At 71.3% G+C, this 19893-nt stretch carries 13 protein-coding genes and 1 CRISPR repeat array; of the genes, 8 read left to right on the top strand and 5 right to left on the bottom strand.

Annotated elements, in window-relative coordinates; all coding sequences use genetic code 11:
* Positions 1–80 precede the first annotated feature (80 nt).
* Positions 81–866, bottom strand: a complete 786-nt coding sequence (locus tag FYX01_RS21625; RefSeq protein ID WP_150244257.1) for an SDR family oxidoreductase — start codon at positions 864–866, stop codon at positions 81–83.
* A 104-nt stretch (positions 867–970) separates the two neighbouring features.
* Entirely contained in the window at positions 971–2020 is a 1050-nt protein-coding gene (locus tag FYX01_RS21620; RefSeq protein WP_150244255.1) for an NAD(P)-dependent alcohol dehydrogenase, read from the bottom strand.
* A 229-nt stretch (positions 2021–2249) separates the two neighbouring features.
* On the opposite strand from FYX01_RS21620, the gene FYX01_RS21615 reads away from it, so the two are divergent.
* Genes FYX01_RS21615 through FYX01_RS21600 form a run of 4 tightly spaced genes read left to right on the top strand, consistent with a single transcriptional unit; the run spans position 2250 to position 5736 of the window.
* Positions 2250–3905, top strand: a complete 1656-nt coding sequence (locus tag FYX01_RS21615) for an MFS transporter (protein WP_150244253.1) — start codon at positions 2250–2252, stop codon at positions 3903–3905.
* A 46-nt stretch (positions 3906–3951) separates the two neighbouring features.
* Positions 3952–4341, top strand: coding sequence for a VOC family protein (locus FYX01_RS21610; RefSeq protein ID WP_150244251.1), 390 nt, complete (start codon positions 3952–3954; stop codon positions 4339–4341).
* Positions 4342–4352: 11 nt separating this feature from the next.
* On the top strand, positions 4353–4736 hold the full coding sequence (locus FYX01_RS21605) for a VOC family protein (protein ID WP_150244249.1): 384 nt from the start codon (positions 4353–4355) through the stop codon (positions 4734–4736).
* 1 nt (position 4737) lies between these two features.
* A complete protein-coding gene (locus FYX01_RS21600; RefSeq protein ID WP_150244247.1) occupies positions 4738–5736 on the top strand; it encodes a sigma-70 family RNA polymerase sigma factor in 999 nt (332 codons plus the stop codon).
* 42 nt (positions 5737–5778) lie between these two features.
* Here the strand turns inward: FYX01_RS21600 and FYX01_RS21595 are convergent, their stop codons facing one another.
* Positions 5779–6285: an ATP-binding protein gene (locus tag FYX01_RS21595; RefSeq protein ID WP_150244245.1), complete on the bottom strand. Its 507-nt coding sequence runs from the start codon at positions 6283–6285 to the stop codon at positions 5779–5781.
* An 89-nt stretch (positions 6286–6374) separates the two neighbouring features.
* Positions 6375–7517: a methyltransferase domain-containing protein gene (locus FYX01_RS21590; protein ID WP_150244243.1), complete on the bottom strand. Its 1143-nt coding sequence runs from the start codon at positions 7515–7517 to the stop codon at positions 6375–6377.
* 273 nt (positions 7518–7790) lie between these two features.
* On the opposite strand from FYX01_RS21590, the gene FYX01_RS21585 reads away from it, so the two are divergent.
* Together FYX01_RS21585 and FYX01_RS21580 are read left to right on the top strand one after the other, a co-directional pair.
* Positions 7791–9299 carry an NsdA family TPR-like regulatory protein gene (locus FYX01_RS21585; protein WP_150244234.1) on the top strand — a complete coding sequence of 503 codons (1509 nt, stop codon included), beginning with the start codon at positions 7791–7793 and terminating at the stop codon, positions 9297–9299.
* Positions 9296–9778 carry a hypothetical protein gene (locus tag FYX01_RS21580; protein WP_150244232.1) on the top strand — a complete coding sequence of 161 codons (483 nt, stop codon included), beginning with the start codon at positions 9296–9298 and terminating at the stop codon, positions 9776–9778. The genes FYX01_RS21585 and FYX01_RS21580 overlap by 4 nt, the downstream gene beginning before the upstream one ends.
* A 48-nt stretch (positions 9779–9826) precedes the next feature.
* On the opposite strand, the gene FYX01_RS21575 is transcribed toward FYX01_RS21580, so the two are convergent.
* Positions 9827–10675, bottom strand: a complete 849-nt coding sequence (locus FYX01_RS21575) for an alpha/beta fold hydrolase (protein WP_150244230.1) — start codon at positions 10673–10675, stop codon at positions 9827–9829.
* Positions 10676–11254: 579 nt separating this feature from the next.
* Positions 11255–12259: direct repeats of the CRISPR family, unit length 29 nt; unit sequence GTGCTCCCCGCGCACGCGGGGATGGTCCC.
* 474 nt (positions 12260–12733) lie between these two features.
* Here FYX01_RS21575 and guaD point away from each other — a divergent pair.
* Together guaD and FYX01_RS21565 are read left to right on the top strand one after the other, a co-directional pair.
* Positions 12734–15064, top strand: coding sequence for a guanine deaminase (gene guaD / locus FYX01_RS21570; RefSeq protein WP_150244228.1), 2331 nt, complete (start codon positions 12734–12736; stop codon positions 15062–15064).
* Between the two features lie 261 nt (positions 15065–15325).
* Positions 15326–19834 (top strand): molybdopterin cofactor-binding domain-containing protein, encoded by a 4509-nt coding sequence (locus FYX01_RS21565; RefSeq protein ID WP_150244226.1) that lies wholly within the window; start codon positions 15326–15328, stop codon positions 19832–19834.
* Positions 19835–19893 lie beyond the last annotated feature (59 nt).

Genomic DNA, 19893 nt, shown 5'->3' with positions numbered 1-19893 from the left:
GCGTTGGACCTCGCCATGAGTACAAGATCACCGGGGTCGGGGCCTCGCACGTCACACCGGCGGCGCTTCCGGCCGGCCCACTAGACGGAGGGGATCTGGCCGCCGTCCACCCGCACCACCGAACCGGTGACGTAGGCGGCCTGCCGGCTGGCCAGGAACGCGGCCACCGCCCCGTACTCCTCGGGCCTGCCGTAGCGCCGGGCGGGGATACCGGCGCGGGCGTCGCTCTCGACCTCCTCCAGCGGACGGCCCTCGCGCTCGGCGCGGGCGCGGTCCAGCGAGTCCGTGCGCGGGGTGGCGATCCGTCCGGGCACGATCACGTTCGCGGTCACCCCGTCCGCCGCGACCTCGGTGGACACCGTCTTGGACCAGGAGTGCAGCGAGGCCCGCAGGCTGTTGGAGACGCCCAGGTTCGGGATCGGCGTGATCGGACCGGACGAGGTGCTCGTGATGATCCGTCCCCAGCCGCGCTCGCGCATCCCGCCGACCACGGCGTCGGTGAGCCGGATGACCGGCAGCACCATGGCTCCGTACATGTCCTTCCAGAGCCCGGCGTCCTGCCCGAGCGCGGGGGTGGGCGGCGGGCCGCCGGTGTTGTTGACCAGGATGTCCACCGGGCCCAGCTCCTCGGCCGCACGCCCGGCGATCTCGGGCGCCCGCCCGTGGTCGGCCAGGTCCCAGGTGAGGGCCAGCGCGGAGACGCCGTGCTCGGCGCACGCCGCCGCGGTCGCCTCCAGGCGCTCCTCGCTGCGTCCGGTGACGGCCACGTGCACGCCCTCGGCCGCCAGGGCGACGGCGATGGCCCGCCCCAGACCGGAGCTGGCGGCGGTGACCAGCGCGACCCTTCCCGTGATTCCCAGGTCCATGTCCCTCCTCAGGTTGGCTAACCGGTGCACACGGCATCCTGGCAGCACACCGGCTCCGCCGGGAAACCCGGGAGGGCCGCGCCCCCGCACACGCGCCGGACCGGTCAGCCCTCGCCGGGCACCACCACGGCGCGGCCGAAGACCTCCCCCTCCTCCAGCTTCCGGTAGGCGTCCAGCGCCTCGTCCATGGAGAACCGCTCGACCTCCGGGCGGATCTGCCCGGCCCGGTACATGTCCACCACCTCCCACAGTTCCCCCACCGTGCCCCAGTAGGTGTTGGTGACGTAGGACTCGTACGGGTTGGTGAAGAACGAGAACTGGTGCGTGCCGCCCGCGATCCCCACCACGGTCAGCCGTCCGCCCTGGGCCATCACCGCGGCCGCCGTGGTGATGGTCGGAGAGGCGCCGACGAAGTCGAAGGCCGCGTCCACACCCCGGCCGCCGGTGACCTCGCGGATCTCCTCGACCTGCCGCTCACCCGTCCCCACGGTGATCGCGCCGTGGGCCTCGGCCTCGGCCCGGGCCTCCTCCTTGAGGTCGGTGGCGATCACCGTCGCACCGGTCAGCGCCCGCAGGATCTGCACGCCGATCTGCCCCAGGCCGCCCAGACCGATCACCAGGGCGTGGCGGCCGCCGCCCTCCAGGTGCGGCAGCGCCTCCTTGACCGCGTGGTACGGGGTCAGGCCCGCGTCCGACAGCGGAGCGGCGTCCACCGGGTCGGCGTCGCCCAGGGGGACCAGGTGGTGGGCGGGCGCGGTCATGTACTCGGCCATGCCGCCGTCGCGCCCCAGGCCGACCGCCATGTGGGGCACCGTGGCGGCGTTCTCGCAGTAGGTGTCCTGTCCCCGCGCGCACCTGCGGCAGTGGCCGCAGCCGGTCGGCCCGTACACCAGGTAGGCGCCGCCGACCTCGACACGCCCGCTCACACCCTCACCGAGCGCCTCCACCCATCCGGAGTTCTCGTGCCCCAGCACGAACGGGGGCTTCTGCGCCCCGGGCTGGCCCTCCCTGAAATGGCGGTAGACGCTGATGTCGGAGTGGCACGCACCGGAGCCCGCCACCCGCAGCAGTACCTCGCCGGGGCCGGGCTCGGGCTTGGGAACGTCCTTCAGGGACGGGAACTGCTCGTAGTCCTCGAAGACCACGGCTCGCATGGGTGCCTCCCCTACTCTTCCGCGGGCCGGGCGGCGCGGCGCGCCACTGGCACTCTCGGTACACGCATGGCCGCTCGACGCTATCAAGCCAGGTCAGTGCTGTCTGCCAACGCGGGTTCCGAAAACCGTCCGGTCTTTTTTGCCCGACCCGATGAATCCCCGCGGCCGATCCTGTCCGTACGTGTGAACGAACCGCCCCGGGCGGAACCGACGGACGAGGAAGGCCGCGATGAACGGCGAGAAACCGACCCCCGCACGTGCGGGAAGGCGCGAGTGGCTCGGGCTGGGAGTACTGGCACTGCCCACCCTGCTGCTGTCCCTGGACATGAGCGTGCTCTACCTGGCGCTGCCCCACCTGGCCGCCGACCTGCGGCCCTCCGGCAGCCAGCTGCTCTGGATCATGGACGTGTACGGCTTCATGGTCGCCGGATTCCTCATCACCATGGGCTCCCTGGGCGACCGCGTCGGACGCAGACGTCTGCTGATGGTCGGCGCCGCCGTCTTCGGCCTGGCCTCCGTGGCCGCGGCGTTCGCGCCCAGCGCCGGGGCGCTCATCCTCACACGCGTCCTCATGGGCGTGGCCGGAGCCACCCTCATGCCCTCCACCCTGGCCCTGATCAGCAACATGTTCGCCGACCCACGCCAACGCGCCGTGGCCATCTCCGTGTGGATGAGCTGCTTCATGGGGGGTACCGCCGTCGGCCCGGTCGTGGGCGGGCTGCTCCTGCAGTGGTTCTGGTGGGGGTCGGTGTTCCTGCTCGGCGTCCCCGTCATGGTGCTGCTGCTGGTGTGCGCGCCCCTGCTCCTGCCCGAGTACCGCTCTCCCGGGGCCGGGCGCCTGGACCTGGCCAGCGTCGCCCTGTCCCTGGCCGCCATCCTGCCGGTCGTCTACGGGTTCAAGTCCTTCGCCGAGGACGGACCCGGCCCCGCCCCGCTCGTGGCGGTGGCCCTCGGACTGGCCATGGGGACGGTATTCGTACGCCGACAGCTGCGCCTGCCCGACCCGCTGCTGGACCTCGGACTGTTCCGCGAGCGCTCGTTCGGGGCCGCCCTGACCGCGATGGCGGTGGGAGCGGTCGCGATGGGCGGCACGTTCCTGCTGCTCAGCCAGTACCTGCAGATGGTCGCCGGACACTCCCCGCTGGCCGCGGGGATGTGGCAGGTGCCCGGGGCCCTGGCGATGATCGCCGCCACCATGGCCGCGGCGCCGCTGGCCGCGCGGATCGGACGGGCCAACGTCATCGGCGGCGGCATGTTCGTGACCGCCGCCGGGTTCGTCCTGCTGTTCCTGGCCCCCGTCGAGAACGGCACCCTCATCGTCGTCGCCGGACTGGTGCTGGCCTCCGCCGGCCTGGGCCCCGGGGGCGCGCTGGGCACCGACATCGTCGTGGGGTCGGCGCCCAAGGAGAGGGCCGGGGCCGCGGCGTCGATGTCCGAGACCGGCGGGGAGTTCGGCGTCGCCATGGGTGTGGCCGTCCTGGGCAGCCTGGCCTCCGCCGTCTACCGCGCCAACGTGGTCCTTCCCGAGGGCGTGCCCGAGGAGGCGGGGCAGACCCTGCCCGCGGCCGTCTCCGTCGCCGGGGAACTGCCCGCCGACCTGGCCGGGAGACTGCTCGGACCGGCGCGTGAGGCCTTCACCGACGGCCTCAACCTGGCCGGGGCGATCGGTTTCGCGGCCATGGTCGTGTTCGGGGCGCTCGCCCTCGTCCTGCTGCGCTCGGCGCCGGCGCCGGGGGGACCGACGGGGGAGCCGGTGGACGCACCGGCGGGGAATCCGGTGGAGGAAGAGGCGGAGGAGAAGGCGGAGGGAAAACGCCCGGAGGCCGATGAGTCCGCGGCCGGCGGGAGGTCGGTACGGGTGAGCGGCACCGATGGCCGGACCTGAACCGGATCCGGACCGCACGATCAGCACACCGCCGACGGAGGACACCATGGACCGTCCCAGCCTCGACAGCATCCTGCTCGCCACCACCGACCCCGACCGCCTGCACGACTGGTACGCCGCCGTCCTGGCGCCCCAGGGCGACAACGACGTGGACCGCTACCGCGTTCTGCGCTTCGGCGCCCTCCACATGCTCATCGACCGCCGCGACGACGTCGGAACCAAGGCGGGCGAGCCCGTCCGCATGATCCTCAACTTCGACGTGGACGACGCCCGCGCCGTCGCCGCCCGCATGGACGAGCGGGGCACCGAGTGGCTGGCGCCCCTGGAGGACCGCGGCGGCAGCCTGTTCGGCACCGCCGTGGACCCCGACGGCAACTACGTCCAGATCATCCAGCTCAGCGACGAGCACCGCGCCGCCATGGAGAGCGGCGAGTAGGGGAGGACACCATGTTCGACGGCAACCGGGCCTTCGGCTCCTTCGCCGTTCCCGACACCGACAGGGCCAGGGGGTTCTACGGGGACACCCTCGGACTCGCGGTCGGCCCCGTCGAGGGGATGGAGGAGCACGGTCTGCTCCGCATCGACCTGGGGGAGGGGCGGGGCATCCTCGTCTACCCCAAACCCGACCACGAGCCCGCCGGCTTCACCGTGCTGAACCTGCGCGTGGACGACATCGACTCCACCGTGGACGAACTCGTCCGGCGCGGTGTCCGGATGCTGCGCTACGAGGGCCTCGGACAGGACGCGCAGGGGATCTCGCGCGGCGAGCCGGTCGTCGCGTGGTTCGCCGATCCGTTCGGGAACGTGTGTTCTGTCGTACAGGAGGAATAACGTGGCGGTCGTGGTGGAACACGCGTCTGACCAGGACTTCGCGAGACTCGCCGACCCGTACCGGCGGGAGCTGTTCGCGCACTGCTACCGCATGCTCGGCTCGGTGCACGACGCCGAGGACCTGGTGCAGGAGACCTACCTGCGCGCCTGGAAGGCCTACGACCGCTTCGAGGGCCGGTCCAGCCTGCGCACCTGGCTCCACCGGATCGCCACCACGGTCTGTCTCACCGCCCTGGACAAGCGCCGGCGGCGGCCCCTGCCCACCGGGCTCGGCGGACCCACCGCCGAGCCCGAGGGCGAGCTGGCCGACCGGCCCGAGGTGCCCTGGCTGGAGCCGGTGCCCGACGCCCTGGTCGGCGTCCACGACCCGGGCACGGTGGTGGAGGTGCGCGAGAGCGTGCGCCTGGCGCTGGTCGCGGCCCTGCAGTACCTACAGCCCAGGCAGAGGGCGGTGCTGATCCTGCGCGACGTCCTGCGGTTCAGCGCCGCCGAGGTGGCCGAGACCCTGGACACCTCCGTCCCCGCGGTCAACAGCCTGCTCCAGCGGGCCCACGCCCAGCTGGCCCGGGTGACCCCCAGCGAGGAGAAGGAGAAGGTGTCCGAGCTCCTGCCCGCGCAGCGCGAGACCCTCGTACGCTACGTCGACGCGTTCGAGTCCTACGACATCCCGGCCATCACATCGCTGTTCACCGCCGACGCGGTGTTCGAGATGCCGCCCTTCGCCGCCTGGGTGCGCGGCGGCGAGCACATCGGCCGTCTCATCGCCGCCCGGTGCCCGGCCAGCGGCGCGGGCGACATGGCGCTGGTGCCGACCGCCGCCAACGGGCAGCCCGCCTTCGCGGTGTACCTGCGCGGCGGCGACGGTCTCCACCGGGCGTTCAGCATCCAGGTCCTGGACCTGTCCCCCCGCGGAGGGGCGGTCACCCACACGGCGATGTTCTTCGACACCACCCTCTTCGCGCACTTCGGACTTCCCGCCACCCTGCCCCCGCGGGGCTGAGGGCGCGCGCCCCGTGCCCGCGGACCGGCCGTCACCGCACCCCTACGCCCACGCCGGAGGCAGGTCGAACTCGGCCCAGACGACACCGCCCTCCCCGCCGGAGGACGCGGCGCGCCGGGTCCCCCAGCGGGCGGCGAAGTGGTCGATCAGAAGCAGCCCCTGGCCCCGGACGCTCTCGCGCCAGTCCCCGGGCCGACCGCCGTCCGGCGCCGGGCACGGCACACGCGCGGCGACGCCCGAGGCCCCCTGACCGGCCATCGACAGCCGCAGTACGCGTCCGCCCTCCGGAGAATGGTGCAGGGAGAGCACGCACACCACCTCCTGCGGGCCCTCGCCGTTCAGCGCGCGGGCCACGATGTTGGCGAACATCTCGCTGGCGCACAGCACCACGGCCGCGGTCGGTTCCCTCCGGACCCCGGACACCGAGGCCAGGTCGGCGCGCAGATCGGCCCTGAGCCAGCCGACGGCGTACGGATTCGCGGGATAGACGCGGGGCGTCCAGTGCCTGTCGGGGTCGATCGGTCGCCGGGGCCGGGGCAGGACGGTCATCTCGGTTCCTCCTGGGGTGGGGGTCTGGGGGTGCGGGGACCTCTCCGGGCGTGCGCGCCCCTCGGACACGGGCGCTCTCCGGTCCCGCCTCATCCCGATGAGGCGAGGACCGAGCTCTCGTCGTCGAGCCACACCAGTTGGTGCTCGGAGGAGACGGTCAGCCCGAACCGTGTGTGCGCGGGCCGCCCGGCCTCCACCCACCGCAGGTGGGCGTCCTCCAGTTCGGTGAACAACCGCCGCGGGCCGTACTGGCGCACCTCGTGGCCGGACTCCCCGTGTCCGGGATCGACGTGCCAGGAGGCCCGGGACCACGTGGCCGGATCCACCAGGTGGACCGTGAAGCGGGGATCCCCCCTCTCCTCCGCCCGCCGCACGCGCCGGTACACGCCGGGCATCTGCAGACCCACGGCGAAGGAGGCGTCGCGGTCGCCGACCAGGTCCCCGGGGCTCAGCCGGGTACGCGTGGCGGCGTGGCCGGCGTCCGGGCGGAGGCAGGCCTCCCACAGGTGGGGCGGGGCCCTGTCCGCGCGCGCCCACACGCAGCCGGTGTGCCCGACGAACCTCCCGTGGGCCGTTCCGTGCGGCCCGACCACCAGGTCGGCCAGGATCCCGTGGTGGAAGGCGTTGCCCCACGGAGTCAGGATCCGTCCGCCGGGCTGGGTCTGCGCCACCCAGGCGTAGGGGACCCGGCGTACCGCCACGGCGCTGACCACGCGGTTGTAGGGGGCGCGCCCCGCCCAGCCCTGCATGCCGTCCCCGCTGACCACCAGCGGTGTGAACCCCGCGCTCATCAACCTGACCCGGGCGCGCTCGGCGAGTTCGAAGTCGACCTCCACCGACACGACGGCGTCGTCGCCCAGCAGGTGCGAGAGCAGGGCGGTGCCGTACCCGCTGCCGGTGCCCACCTCCAGCACCCGCATCCCCGGCACGGCCCGCAGGTGTCGCATGGCCTCGGCCGCCGCGGACGGAGCCGGGGACGAGGACGTCGGCTCACCGGGCCCGCGGCGGTCCCCGTCGTCGACCTGGGTGACGACGGGGGCGTCGGCGTAGGCGGCCTCCAACCACCCCTGCTCGTCCACCTCCCGGTCCACGTGCCCGCCCGTGTCGGCGTCGGCGATCACGTCCGGAAGGAACAGGTGCCGGGGGACGGCGGCGAAGGCGGCGTACCAGTCGGGGGGCAGGACGCCCCGTCCGGCGAGGTCCTCGACCAGTCTCCGGTGCGGGGGGATCACCGCGGACACCTTCCGCGCCGCTCGCGGTGCCGACGACGTCCGCGGCCGGCGGGGACGTCGGTCCGGGGTCCGCGGCTTCCGGAGCCGGCGCCGTGCCCGCCGGTTGAGGTGGAGGTCACCGCTCTTCCTCCTCGGGTGATCACGAAACAGAGCAAATCAGGGTCTTGTGTCCATTACGGGAACGGATGTTTCCGGGTAAGGATTACTACGCAAGACACAACACCATTCGCCAGCGAAGACGGAATCCCGTGCCGATATACACCGGCGGTATGCATGGCAAAGTCCCTGGTCGCGCCCCACCCCTCTCCGCCGCGGTCCTTCTGGTCCCGCGCCGACGTCCACACCTCGCTCGCCGCACGGGACGCCGGCGCCCTGTTCGGACTCCTGCGCCAGTACACGGGCGCGAGCCAGCAGGCGATCGGGTCCGCCGTCGACATGGCCCAGCCGCACGTGAGCGCGATCATGTCGGGAAAACGCGTGGTCACCGCGTTGGAGACGTGGCAGCGCATCGCCGACGGGCTGATGATGCCCTCCCAGGCCCGCCGAACATTGGGCCTCGCAGATGTGGACGAAGAGTATTCGACAGGCGTTTCCTGGACAGATACCTCGGTGGAAGAAGGCGATTCGTGGTCCGCGTCCAGAACGGCGCAGGACATCGTCGAGATCACGCTGAAGGACCTGATGAAACGCAGAGACGCATTCGCGGTCGGGGGAGTGCTCCTCGTGGGCGCCACGCTGACGGAGACGCTGGAACACTGGCTGATGCCCCGGGCCGCCGAGCCCGGCCGGGGCCGCGGCACCATCGGGGAGTCGGAGCTGCGCCGTATCGAGGCCGCCACCGTGGTGCTGCGGCACTGGGACGACCGGTGGCGCCTGGGCATCCGGCGCAAGGCCGTCATCGGCCAGCTCTCGGAGGTCTCCGAACTCGTCGAGCACCCCCAGTCCGCGTCCGTCCAGGCACGGCTGTTCGCGGTGATGGCCGAGCTGTCCAAGACCGTGGCCTCGATGTCCTTCGACACCGGGGACCACCCGACGGCGCAGAGGTACTACACCCTGTCCCTGCGCGCGCTCCACCAGGCGGGACCCGAGTACCGCGTCTACGGCATCGGGGTCCTGGCCGCCATGGCCCGGCAGATGCTGGACCTGCACCGCCCCGACGACGCCCTCGACATCTGCCGCCTCGCGCTCGACAGCGCGGACGCCGCCGGGGCGCCCGCGCGGGTGCGGGCCATGCTGCGCACGCGCGAGGGCTGGTCCTACGCGCGGATGGGGCGGCCGGAGGCCTACCGCCGCACGGTCGTCCAGGCCGAGGACCTCCTCGCGGCGGGGGACTCGGAGAAGGAGGACCCGGAGGAGGCGCCCGGCCGGACGGGCGGCTTCGACCACGCCGAACTGTCGGGGGTGGTCGGTGCCCGCTACCGCGACCTGGCCGCCAGCCGCGACGACCGGGGAGCCCGGCACAGGTACGCCGAGTCCTCCGCCGCCTACATCACCCAGGCGCTGCACTCCAGGAACCCGGACAGGAAACGCGTCCGGGCGTTCGACCTCGTGGGGCTCGGACGCACCTACCTGCTGCTCGACGAACCCGCCGAGTCCGCCCGGGTGGTGCGGCAGGCCGCGGCACTGGAGTCCTCCCTCGACTCCGGCAGGGTGCGCAGGCGCCTGGGCGACTGGTACGCCGAGTCCTCCGCGCACCACCGTAACCCGCAGGTGGCCGAAGTCCGCGACGAGTTGTCACGTACGCTGCTGCACCATCAGCGAAATGTGAAGGGGATGACGTGACTCGGATCGGAATCACTGGTCACTCGAATCTTTCCGCCGACAGCGTGGCACTGGTGCGCAAGGCCCTGGTCGAGGCCCTCGCCCCCTACACCGACGACGGCCTCGTCGGAGTCTCCTGCCTGGCGCGCGGCGCCGACCAGATCTTCGCCGAGGCCGTCCTCGACGCCGGCGGCAGGGTGGAGGTCGTGCTGCCCTCGGCCGACTACCGCGAGACCAGGGTCAAGCCCGCCGACCTGGACCGGTTCGACGACCTGCTCGTGCGCTCGGCGCTGGTGCGCTACATGCCGCACCGCAGAGCGGGCCGATCCGCCTACGAGGACGCCAACAACGCCGTTCTGGACGGAGTGGACCGGCTGTTCGCGGTGTGGGACGGCCGGCCCTCGGGTGGTCGGGGCGGGACCGGCGACGCCGTCGTGGCGGCTCGGGACAGGGGGGTGCCGGTGGACGTCGTCTGGCCCGAGGGCGCCCGGAGGGACTGAGTCCCGGCCCGAGCCGCGCTCCCGGGGTCGGGGCTGTTCGCGCGCCGCTCAGCCTCCGTCCAGCACGCGGTGCAGGGTGCCCGCGAAGGCCTCGGGGTGGGGACCGAAGCCGAGGTGGTCGCCCGGGAAGGCGACCGGGTCCGTGTCGAGCCGCAGCGCGAGGGCGAGTCCCATGTCGTAGATGGCCTTGCCGGCGTCCGCCTCGCCCAGGCCCACCGTCACCGGGACCCCGCTCGTGCGCAGGGCGTCCACGTCGGGCTCGTACAGGGACAGGGGCATCAGCCCGTGGGAGAAGAAGTAGTCGAAGTTCCCGCTGACGCGCTCGTACGTCTCGGCGTCCTGGTGCCACGGGTTGTCCGCCGGCGCGCCCCCATCACCTGGCTTCGGTTCGCTCTCCAGGCCGTTCAGCTCCAGGAACTTGCCCATCGCCGCCTCCACGCCCCCGCGCTGGTAGGTGTCGTAGACGTCCTTGCCCCCGGCCATCATCTCGGAGGGGTCGTCGAGCAGCGTCAGGCACGGCGGCTCGTGCGCGACCAGCTCCCGTACCAGCGTGGGGTGGCGCGCCACCAGGTCGAGCCCGACGTGCGCGCCCGCGCTGTTGCCGAACACGTAGGCGGGGATGCCCACCTCGGAGACCAGGAGCGCGGCGTCGTCGCCGTGCACGTTCACCCGCTGCTCCTCCGGCTCGCCGTCCAGAGGGCTCCGCGAGTTGCCGCGCGGGTCGTAGGACACGGTCGTGTAGTGGTCGGCCAGGTGCTCGGCGATCCCGTCGTAGACCCCCGCGTCCTGCGGGCCTCCGGGGATCAGCAGCAGGACCGGTCCCGATCCGCGGACCTCGTAGTGGAGCCTGGCCCCGGGAACCTTCAGCGTGTGTGTCTCGGGTGAGTGGTGCGACATGGTCTCTTCAGTCCCTCCCGGCGCGGTACCGCGCGCGGTTCGCTGTGGAAATGGCCCGTCTGGTACTCCACGTGCCCCAAAACCAGGGCGGACAGTGCCAATGGAGTAGAAAAGGAAAGACCGGGACCGGTGGCCACGCGAGAACTGAGTCGATCGCCCCTGGGACACTCCTGGGGCAAGGAGGGGCTGTTCGTCGAGTTCGTCACCAGCATGATCCTCTGGAAGGGCGACGTCGGTATGCGTCACGGACGAAGTCCTGGCCACGTCTGGGCAGTGCGCCACAGGGGGCGGTCAGCGCCCAAAGGAGAATGTGCGGGCACGGTCGTGGCCGTGCAACTCCCAGGCCGGGCGTTCACGAGTGGATTCGTGCCCCCAGTGGCCGTCAAGCACCAGAAGTCGGCGTCCTGGCCTTTCACGACGGCATGTGGTGTGCTTTCCTCGGGGGTACCAAACAGAGCGAATGCTATTAGGTCATAACGGGGTGTTTGGGTGTCAGTGGGGCTTATGGTATTTGTGTCTGATTTTCGAGAAGTTGGAAAATCGGCCGCTTGCCACTGGTAAGTTCGCAGGTCGTTGACTGTGCTCCCCGCGCACGCGGGGATGGTCCCGGCTTCGCAACGCACCCCAGACCCAGCGCCGAGTGCTCCCCGCGCACGCGGGGATGGTCCCCACCCGGACTCGCGGAAATGCCACGCGACGGTGTGCTCCCCGCGCACGCGGGGATGGTCCCGGCCAGGACGACGAAGGCGCCGCCGACCAGAAGTGCTCCCCGCGCACGCGGGGATGGTCCCCGACGCACCCCGCGCCCTGTACGACGCGTGGGGTGCTCCCCGCGCACGCGGGGATGGTCCCAACCAGCGTGGCCGAAGCAACTCCAGCCCCCCGTGCTCCCCGCGCACGCGGGGATGGTCCCCAGATGATCTAGACATCATTCTTAGCTACTACGTGCTCCCCGCGCACGCGGGGATGGTCCCTCGGGGTTGTCGGCCAGCCACTGGTCGCGCTTGTGCTCCCCGCGCACGCGGGGATGGTCCCCAGTGGTCGCTGTTCAACAGGCACGGTCGTACGTGCTCCCCGCGCACGCGGGGATGGTCCCGGGTCGTTGGTCAGGGATCGGCACGGGCCCGGGTGCTCCCCGCGCACGCGGGGATGGTCCCGGGCCACCCATGCCCGGATGCAGTCCGACACGGTGCTCCCCGCGCACGCGGGGATGGTCCCGGAGCGGTTGCGGCGCCAGCGCGGCTACCCGGGTGCTCCCCGCGCACGCGGGGATGGTCCCAAGCCAGAGACCCCCGCAGCCTCAGAGCCCGTGTGCTCCCCGCGCACGCGGGGATGGTCCCGGCACGACGGTACGGACGATCGACGCAAGCATGTGCTCCCCGCGCACGCGGGGATGGTCCCGGCCCACGTCGCCGAGAGGTTGCGGGACCGGGGTGCTCCCCGCGCACGCGGGGATGGTCCCGACATCAGCCCGCTGGTCGCGGTCACGCTCGCGTGCTCCCCGCGCACGCGGGGATGGTCCCGTGAGCCGCCCTTTGGCGGGGTCGACCCAGTCGTGCTCCCCGCGCACGCGGGGATGGTCCCCGGGCGGTTGAGGTGGCCGCGCGACTGATGCTGTGCGGTTTCGGCAGGGTCCACAGGAGCGGGGGCGGGCACACCGGGGCACGCGGAGTCCGTCGGTCCCGCCCTGGCTCCGCTGGTGCCCCGCCCTTGGTTCGGTGCGTGTCCGCTCACCGCGCATCATCTCCCCAGGTGCGCCGGGTGGTGTGCTGATCCCGAGTGGTCATGACCGCTCGGGTGGAACCTCCTTCGTGTCGAGGCGAACGCCGCACTTCGGTCTGTCCGTTTCTCTCCGTAGCAGCACCTCAGAAGGAAAATAATGCCGCATAGCGCTCCTACCTGCGGTGATGATGAACGTGGACGTTTTCTGCCCTCCGAGTTCCGGGTACGCGTGGTTACTGACCGCGAACATCGACGAGGGGACGCGGACATGGCGCACGGCATCGCGAGAAGGTGCGAGCTCGACCGGCTGAGGGGATTCCACGAGGAAGGCCGGACGTGAACGACCGCACCACCCCGGCCCTCGCCCCCTCGGCGACCAGCGGCTGCTCCACCACCACGGCGGTGCGCGGCTCCCTGGTCTGGTTCGGCACCGACCCCTTCCTCACCTCCAGCGAACAGGCGCTCGAGTACGTGGAGGACGGCCTCCTGGTCTCCCAGAACGGCAGGATCACCGCGGCGGGGCCGTACACCGAGCTGGCGGACGGCCTTCCCACCGGCACCACCGTCGTTCACTACCGGGACAAGCTGATCCTGCCCGGGTTCGTCGACCCCCACGTGCACTATGTGCAGACCCGGATCATCGGAGCCTACGGCGACCAACTCCTGGACTGGCTGCACAACCACGTCTACCCGGAGGAGGTCCGCTTCGCCGATCCGGCCTACGCCCGCCGGTTCGCAAAACTGTTCTGCGACCAGATCCTGCGCAACGGCACCACGACCGCGCTGGTCAACTGCGCGACCTATCCGGTCTCGGTCGACGCCCTGTTCGAGGAGACCACCCGCAGGGGCATGCGAGTGGCGGCGGGCAAGGTCCTCATGGACCGCAACGCCCGCCCCGACCTGCTGGACGCATCCCCTCTCCAGGGCTACGAGGAGTCCGAGGCGCTCATCCGCAAGTGGCACGGCGTCGGCCGGAGCCTCTACGCCATCACGCCCCGGTTCGCCGTGGCCTGCACCGACGAGATGCTCCGGTCGGCCGGAGAACTGTGGAGTGAACACCCCGGCACCCTCGTACAGGCACACCTGGCGGAGAACACGAGGGAGGTCAGGGAGGTCCGCGCGCTCTTTCCGGACCGCAAGGACTACGTCGACGTCTACGAGCACCACGGCCTCCTCGGGCGCGGGGCGGTCTTCGCCCACGCCGTGCACATGGACAAGCGCGAGTGGCGGCGCCTGTCCGCCACCGGCAGCGGGATCGCGCACTGTCCCACCTCCAACCTGTTCCTGGGCAGCGGATTGTTCGCCATGCGCGAGGCCAGGAAGCCGAAGCGCCCCGTGTACACCGGTCTCGGCACGGACGTGGGCGGGGGCACGAGCCTGTCGCTCATGCAGACCATGAACGAGGCCTACAAGGTGGGCCAGCTCGGCCTGCTGCCCATGGACGGAACCAAGCTCTTCTACCTGGCGACCCTCGGCGGGGCGAGTGCCATGGGCCTGGACGGGGTCGTGGGCTCGCTCGCCCCGGGCAACGAGGCCGACTTCGTGGTCCTGGACCCTTCGGCCACGCAGTTGCTCGCCGTGCGCACGGCCGAGAGCGAGACCGTCGACGACCTGCTCTTCGCCCTCGCGAACCTGGGCGACGACCGGGCCGTAGCCGCCACCTACGTCAACGGGCGCATCGCGCACGAGCGCGACCCGTGCCTGGACGCCAAACCGGATCGTGCGGGGCGCCGCCGCTGGACGAGGTCGCTCAACAAGGAGCTGCGGTGGTTCAGGTTCGAGGAGGACGCGGGCTGGTCCAAGGACCTGGAGGTGCCGAACGCGTGGTCTCCCTACGCGCCCGGTGTCGAGGCGTACAAGAGCCGCCTGTACTGCCTGCACCAGAACACGTTCCAGGACGAGTCCCTGTGGTGGGACGTCTACGACAAGGACACCGGCTCATGGCGGGGTGACAGGGCGCTTCATGACGCACTCGGTGCCCCCGTGCCCAGTTACGGGCCGCTGTCGGTCTCCCACGCCAACGACCACCTGTACTACGTGCACCACCGCGCCTACTCCGACTCCCGGCTCTGGTGGGCGCGCTACAACACCGAGGAGGGTGAGGCCGGCTGGTCGTCGGACCAGGTCGTCAAGGAGGCCGACGGCCGGGAGGTGCGAGCCTCGGGCGCGTCCCTCACCGTCTACGACGGACGCCTCTACTGCGTCCTGAGGCGTGAGGACGGCCGGTTGCGTTGGCTCACCCACGACACCCGCTCCGGGGAGTGGAGCGCAGAGCGGGACGTGCCGGGAGGACTCACCTCGTCACGCACCCCGGTGGTCGAACGCTTCAAGGACCGCCTCTACTGCGTCCATGACCGCGGGGACGGCCAGCTCTACTGGCTCACCTACGACAGCGCGTCCGGGCGCTGGAGCGGAAGCCGGCGGATCGAGGGCCCCGATGGCGCACCCGTTCACACCTCGTACACCCCGGCGATCACCCGCTACAACGACTACTTGTACTGCGTTTTCCACCAGGAGGACGCCAGCGGGTGGGGACGGCTGTGGTGGACCCGCTACGACGAGGAGAAGGGGTGGAGCCGACCCGAGCGGGCCGGGAACGCCATCTCCTCTCCGGGGTTCGACATATCCGCCTTTCACGGCCCTCTGTTCTGCGTCCATCGGGGCTGAGCCGCCCCCTGTGCCCGGCAGCGGTCGGGACGGTGCCGAACCGGCACCGTAGACCCCGCTTCCCCGCTGTCGCGGGCCAGGCGGGGTGACACGTCCGCGCCGTTGCCCGGGCTCATCCGCTCGGCGGTCTGCGCGGCCTTCCTCCCGGGTTTCCCCGACCTCGGGACCGGGCCGAAGCCGGCGCTGCCCCAGTGCCATTGCCATGCGTGCGCGTACTCATACGGCGGGTGACCAACACCCGGAAAGACGAAGGAGAGACTCATGACCCAGCCTGTGGTGTTCTATCTCAACGGCGACAGGATCGAACTCGACGCCCCCTCTCCCGAGCTCCTGCTCGTGGACTACCTGCGCGCGTCCGACGTCGGGCTGACCGGAACGAAGAAGAGCTGCGGCCAGGGGGGATGCGGCGCGTGCACCGTCGTCCTCTCGCACTGGGACGCCGAGCACGAGGCGGCCGAGCACCGGGCCGCCAACGCCTGCCTGCGCCCGGTCTGCTCCCTGGACGGCCTGGCGGTCACCACCATCGAGGGCACCGGCGCCGCGCGCCGACCGGTCCCCGAGAGCCTCAGCCACCAGGTGTTCCACTCCCGAGGGGCCGCCCCACCCGATTTCACGCTGCCCGTCGTCGCCGACGCGGCCCAGACAGCGGCCGAGATCGCCCAGAGCACCGACGCACCCGCCGACGGCACCACCGCCCCGAAGCACGCCGCCGACTCCGACACGGACTCGACGCCCCTGTGCCACATGAACCCCGTCGCCTACCGCCTGGCCGCCAACAACGGCACCCAGTGCGGCTTCTGCACCCCCGGCTTCGTTATGAACATGACCGAGTTCCTGGTCAACCACCCCAGAGCCACCAAGGCCGATATCGAGCACGCCCTCGACGGGAACCTGTGCCGCTGCACCGGCTACCGGCCCATCCTCACCGGCATGAAGACCTTCGCCGAGGACTGGAGCGAGCAGGACGAGAAGAACCGCATGAAGTGCCTGCCCGAACCCGTGTGCTGCCCGCCCGACCCCCACGCACGCCCCACCCTCGACCTCCCCGAGGGCGCCAGGACACCCCCGCGCGCGTTCACCGTCAAGGCCCGTGACACCACCTGGCACACCGTGACCACCCTCAGCGGCCTCAAACAGGTCATGGCCGCCACCCCGGCCGGCACCCGCCGCCTGGTCTGCGCCAACACCTCCTACGGCGTCTATCCGGAGGAGTTCCGTGCCGCGCGCGACCTCGTCGACATCCGCCACATCCCCGAACTCCACGGAACCCGGGAGAACGACGACCACGTCCAGGTGGGCGCCGCCACCACCTACACCGACCTCATCACCACGCTGGACACGGTGATCACCTCCCACCAGGACCAGGGGGACACCGCCGCGCTGGAGGCCCTGCGCCTCATGGCCCGCCGCACCGCCGGGACCGTCCTGCGCAACACCGCGACCCTGGGCGGCAACACCATGATGGTGCTGCGCCACATCACCACGGGCGAGTTCTTCCCCTCCGACCTGTTCACGGCCCTGGTCGCGGTGGAAGCCGAGATCACCTACTGGCTCGCCTCCACCGAACAGCGGTACACGGTGAGCGCCGGGGAGCTGGTAGCCCGGGTCACCAAGGCCCCCGAGCTCCTCGACGACCTTGTGCTGATCCACTACGCGCTGCCCCTGCTGACCGACGGGTTCCACGTCATGGCCCACAAGACAGCGCTGCGCGAGGTCAACTCCCACTCCCTGGTCAACGCCACCACCTGCCTGGCCAGGGAGTGGGACGGGGAGGATGACGAGGACGGGGACGGCCTGTCGTTCAGCGCCGCCCACCTGGTGTTCGGCGGCGTCGCGGCCTCCCCGTGGAAGGCCGCCGACACCGCGAGGGCACTCCTCGACGAGCCCCTCACCTTCGCACGTGTGCCCGACCTGCTCGCCCGGCTGCGCACGGAGGTCGGACAGGCCCTGCGCGACTCCGCCCCGCGCCGGGCCGCCGCGCCCTCCGAGGGCATCACCGACGCCTACCTCGCCGACCTGGTCTGTGCGTTCCTGCACAAGACACTGATCATGGCGCTCCTGAAGTGGGACCCGGACCAGGTGCCCGCCGAGGAGCGCTCCGCCGTGGAAGCGCCCTGGGGCAGCAGGCCCGTCAGCGACGGTACCCAGAGCTGGTCCAGCCAGGACTGGCGCCAACCCGTCGCCGAGCCCCACACCAAACGCCTGGCGATGTACCAGGCCTCCGGCCAGCTCCGCTACACCCACGACGTCCATGCCGTCCCGGCCACCGCCCACTGCGTCCTGGTGACCAGCCGCAGGGCGCTGGCCAAGTTCACCCTCACCACTCCTGGCGACAGCCGTGCCTCCGGTCCCGAGGCGTTGAGCGCGCACCTGGCCGACCGCTACCCCTCCGCCTTCCTCGGGCTCGTCACCCACCAGGACGTGCCCGCGGTCGGTATCAACAAGCAGGGCATGGGCGCGGACCAGCCCCTGTTCGCCGAGAAGCAGGTGAGCTACCTCGGCCAGGCCCTCGCCCTCGTGGCGGCCCGCAGCGAACAGGAGGCCGCAGAGATCGCCGAGTACGTCACCGCCCACTGCGTCACCTACGCCCCCGTGGACTGGTCCGAGCCCTGGAAGGAGCCGATCCTGACCCTGGACGAGGCCATCCGCCACGGCAGCGTCTTCCCCGACTGCCCCGAGGAGGCGGCCTTCGTCTCCCACATCTGGAAGATCACCCGCCCCGGCAGCCGCTTCGACTGGACCACCTCCGGCAAACCGCCGCTCGAACGCACCCCCCTCCACCGCCAGGCCAGTGTCGACGGCCTCACCTGCGAGGTCGTGGAGAGCGCCCAGAGCACGGGAGGCCAGGTCCACTTCTACATGGAGACCCAGGCCTGCCTGGTCGACCCCCTGGACGGCGACCGGTGGCTGGTGCGCCCCTCCACGCAGAGTCCGATGGAGATGCACCAGACCGCCGCCATGGCCCTGGGCGTGGAGCACCACCGCATCCAGGTCCACGTGGACCAGGTCGGCGGCGGCTACGGCGGCAAGACGGAGGCCGCCCGGTTCGTCACCGGCCCCGCCGTCGTGGCCGCCCACGCCCTGCGCAGGCCGGTCCGCCTGGTCCTGCCCCGCGACCAGGACACCGCACTCATCGGCAAGCGCCACCCCTACTACGGCCAGTACCAGATCGCCGTCGACGACGGGAGGGCCGACCCCGCCGACCGGGGCCTGATCCGCGGGATGCAGACCCGCATGTGGGGCGACGGGGGAGCGTTCTACGACTGCTCCTTCATCGTGGCCAACTGCATCCAGCTGCGCGCGGACAACGCCTACCGTGTTCCCAACTTCGAGAACCAGATCGACGTGTGCCGTACCAACACCGCGCCCAACACCGCCTTCCGGGCGTTCGGTGACATCCAGGGCAAGATCATCACCGAGAACGCCATCGACGACGCCGCCCACGTCCTCGGCATGACCGCCGAACAGGTACGGGAGAAGAACCTCTACGAGCGGGGCGACGTCACCCCCTTCGGCCAGCCCCTGACCTACTGCTACATGAAGGAGGTCTGGGCCTACCTGGAGGAGGTCGGCGACTACGAGAACACACTGGCCCGGGTCAGGAGGTTCAACTCCGAGAACCGCTGGCGCAAACGCGGAGTGGCCATGGTGCCGGTCAAGTACGGATCCGGCTACAACCTCACCATGCTCGAACAGGCCGCCGCGCACGTGGCCGTCCACGCCGGTGACGGCAGCGTCGTCATCCACCAGGGCGGCGTGGAGATGGGGCAGGGCCTGGTGACCAAGGTCGAGCAGATCGCCTCCCACATCCTCAACGTCCCGCTGAGCCTGCTCCGGGTGGAGGGCCCGCGCACCAGCGTCATCCCCAACCCCACCAGCACTGGGGCCTCCACCGGTACCGCCTACAACGGCGAGGCCGTCAAACAGGTCTGCGAAAGTCTGCGCCGGCGCCTCGCCGACTTCGGCACCCGCATGCTCCGGGAACAGGGGCCGGACTGGTGCAAGGCGCAGGGCATCGACTACTGGAACCACGGCGAGCAGGGGTGGGCGGCCAGGACCGAATCCGGAAAACTCGTCTGGCAGAACCTGGTCCAGCTCGCCTACGCCCACCGGGTGGACCTGGTCACGGCCTTCACCGCGCCCATCACCGGCGGTGAGGCACCCCTGCCCGCACTGACCTACAAGCCCAGGGAACAGCAGCCCAGCATCCCGGGCGTCAAGGTCCACCCCGACGCCGTCCCCGGCGGCGGCGTGGACTCCTTCAGCGGGTTCACCTACTCCGCCGCCTGTTCGGAGGTGGAGGTGGACGTCCTCACCGGCGAGGTCACCGTCCTCAGGTCCGACATCGTCTACGACATCGGCTGGAGCATCAACCCCGCACTCGACGTCGGCCAGATCGAGGGGGGCTTCGTCCAGGGCCTGGGCTACCTGCTCACCGAACACCTGCCCCGCGAGACGGCGGGGAAGGAGCGGGGCCGCCTCAACAGCACCAACACCTGGAGGTACAAGCCCCCGGCGACCTCGACCATCCCCCTCCGGATGAACACCCACCTCTTCCCCCGGGAGAAGGCCGCCTCTGTGCCCGACAACCCCAACGACCTGATGTCGTCCAAGGAGATCGGCGAACCGCCGCTGGTACTGGCCTCCAGCGTGTTCTTCGCCGTGAAGTCGGCCGTGCGCGCCGCGCGGCTGGAGAACGGGCTGGACGGACTGTTCCGTTTCGACGCCCCCGCCACGGTGCAGGAGGTCCGCCGGGCCTGCCGGGAGTAACCGCCCCACCCGGCCCCGGTTCCGTGATGAGTGCCGTTCCGTTGGACCGGGGCCGCCCC

The organism is Nocardiopsis quinghaiensis (assembly GCF_008638365.1).
GTDB classification, from domain to species: domain Bacteria; phylum Actinomycetota; class Actinomycetes; order Streptosporangiales; family Streptosporangiaceae; genus Nocardiopsis; species Nocardiopsis quinghaiensis.
The sequence above is the reverse complement of the archived record's forward strand: the minus strand, read 5'-3'. Positions and strand labels throughout refer to the sequence as shown.

Excerpts from the sequence above, each read along its gene's own strand:
- FYX01_RS21625 (WP_150244257.1), bottom strand. The coding sequence starts at position 866 with ATGGACCTGGGAATCACGGGAAGGGTCGCGCTGGTCACCGCCGCCAGC.
- FYX01_RS21620 (WP_150244255.1), bottom strand. The coding sequence starts at position 2,020 with ATGCGAGCCGTGGTCTTCGAGGACTACGAGCAGTTCCCGTCCCTGAAG.
- FYX01_RS21615 (WP_150244253.1), top strand. The coding sequence starts at position 2,250 with ATGAACGGCGAGAAACCGACCCCCGCACGTGCGGGAAGGCGCGAGTGG.
- FYX01_RS21610 (WP_150244251.1), top strand. The coding sequence starts at position 3,952 with ATGGACCGTCCCAGCCTCGACAGCATCCTGCTCGCCACCACCGACCCC.
- FYX01_RS21605 (WP_150244249.1), top strand. The coding sequence starts at position 4,353 with ATGTTCGACGGCAACCGGGCCTTCGGCTCCTTCGCCGTTCCCGACACC.
- FYX01_RS21595 (WP_150244245.1), bottom strand. The coding sequence starts at position 6,285 with ATGACCGTCCTGCCCCGGCCCCGGCGACCGATCGACCCCGACAGGCAC.
- FYX01_RS21585 (WP_150244234.1), top strand. The coding sequence starts at position 7,791 with ATGGCAAAGTCCCTGGTCGCGCCCCACCCCTCTCCGCCGCGGTCCTTC.
- FYX01_RS21575 (WP_150244230.1), bottom strand. The coding sequence starts at position 10,675 with ATGTCGCACCACTCACCCGAGACACACACGCTGAAGGTTCCCGGGGCC.
- FYX01_RS21565 (WP_150244226.1), top strand. The coding sequence starts at position 15,326 with ATGACCCAGCCTGTGGTGTTCTATCTCAACGGCGACAGGATCGAACTC.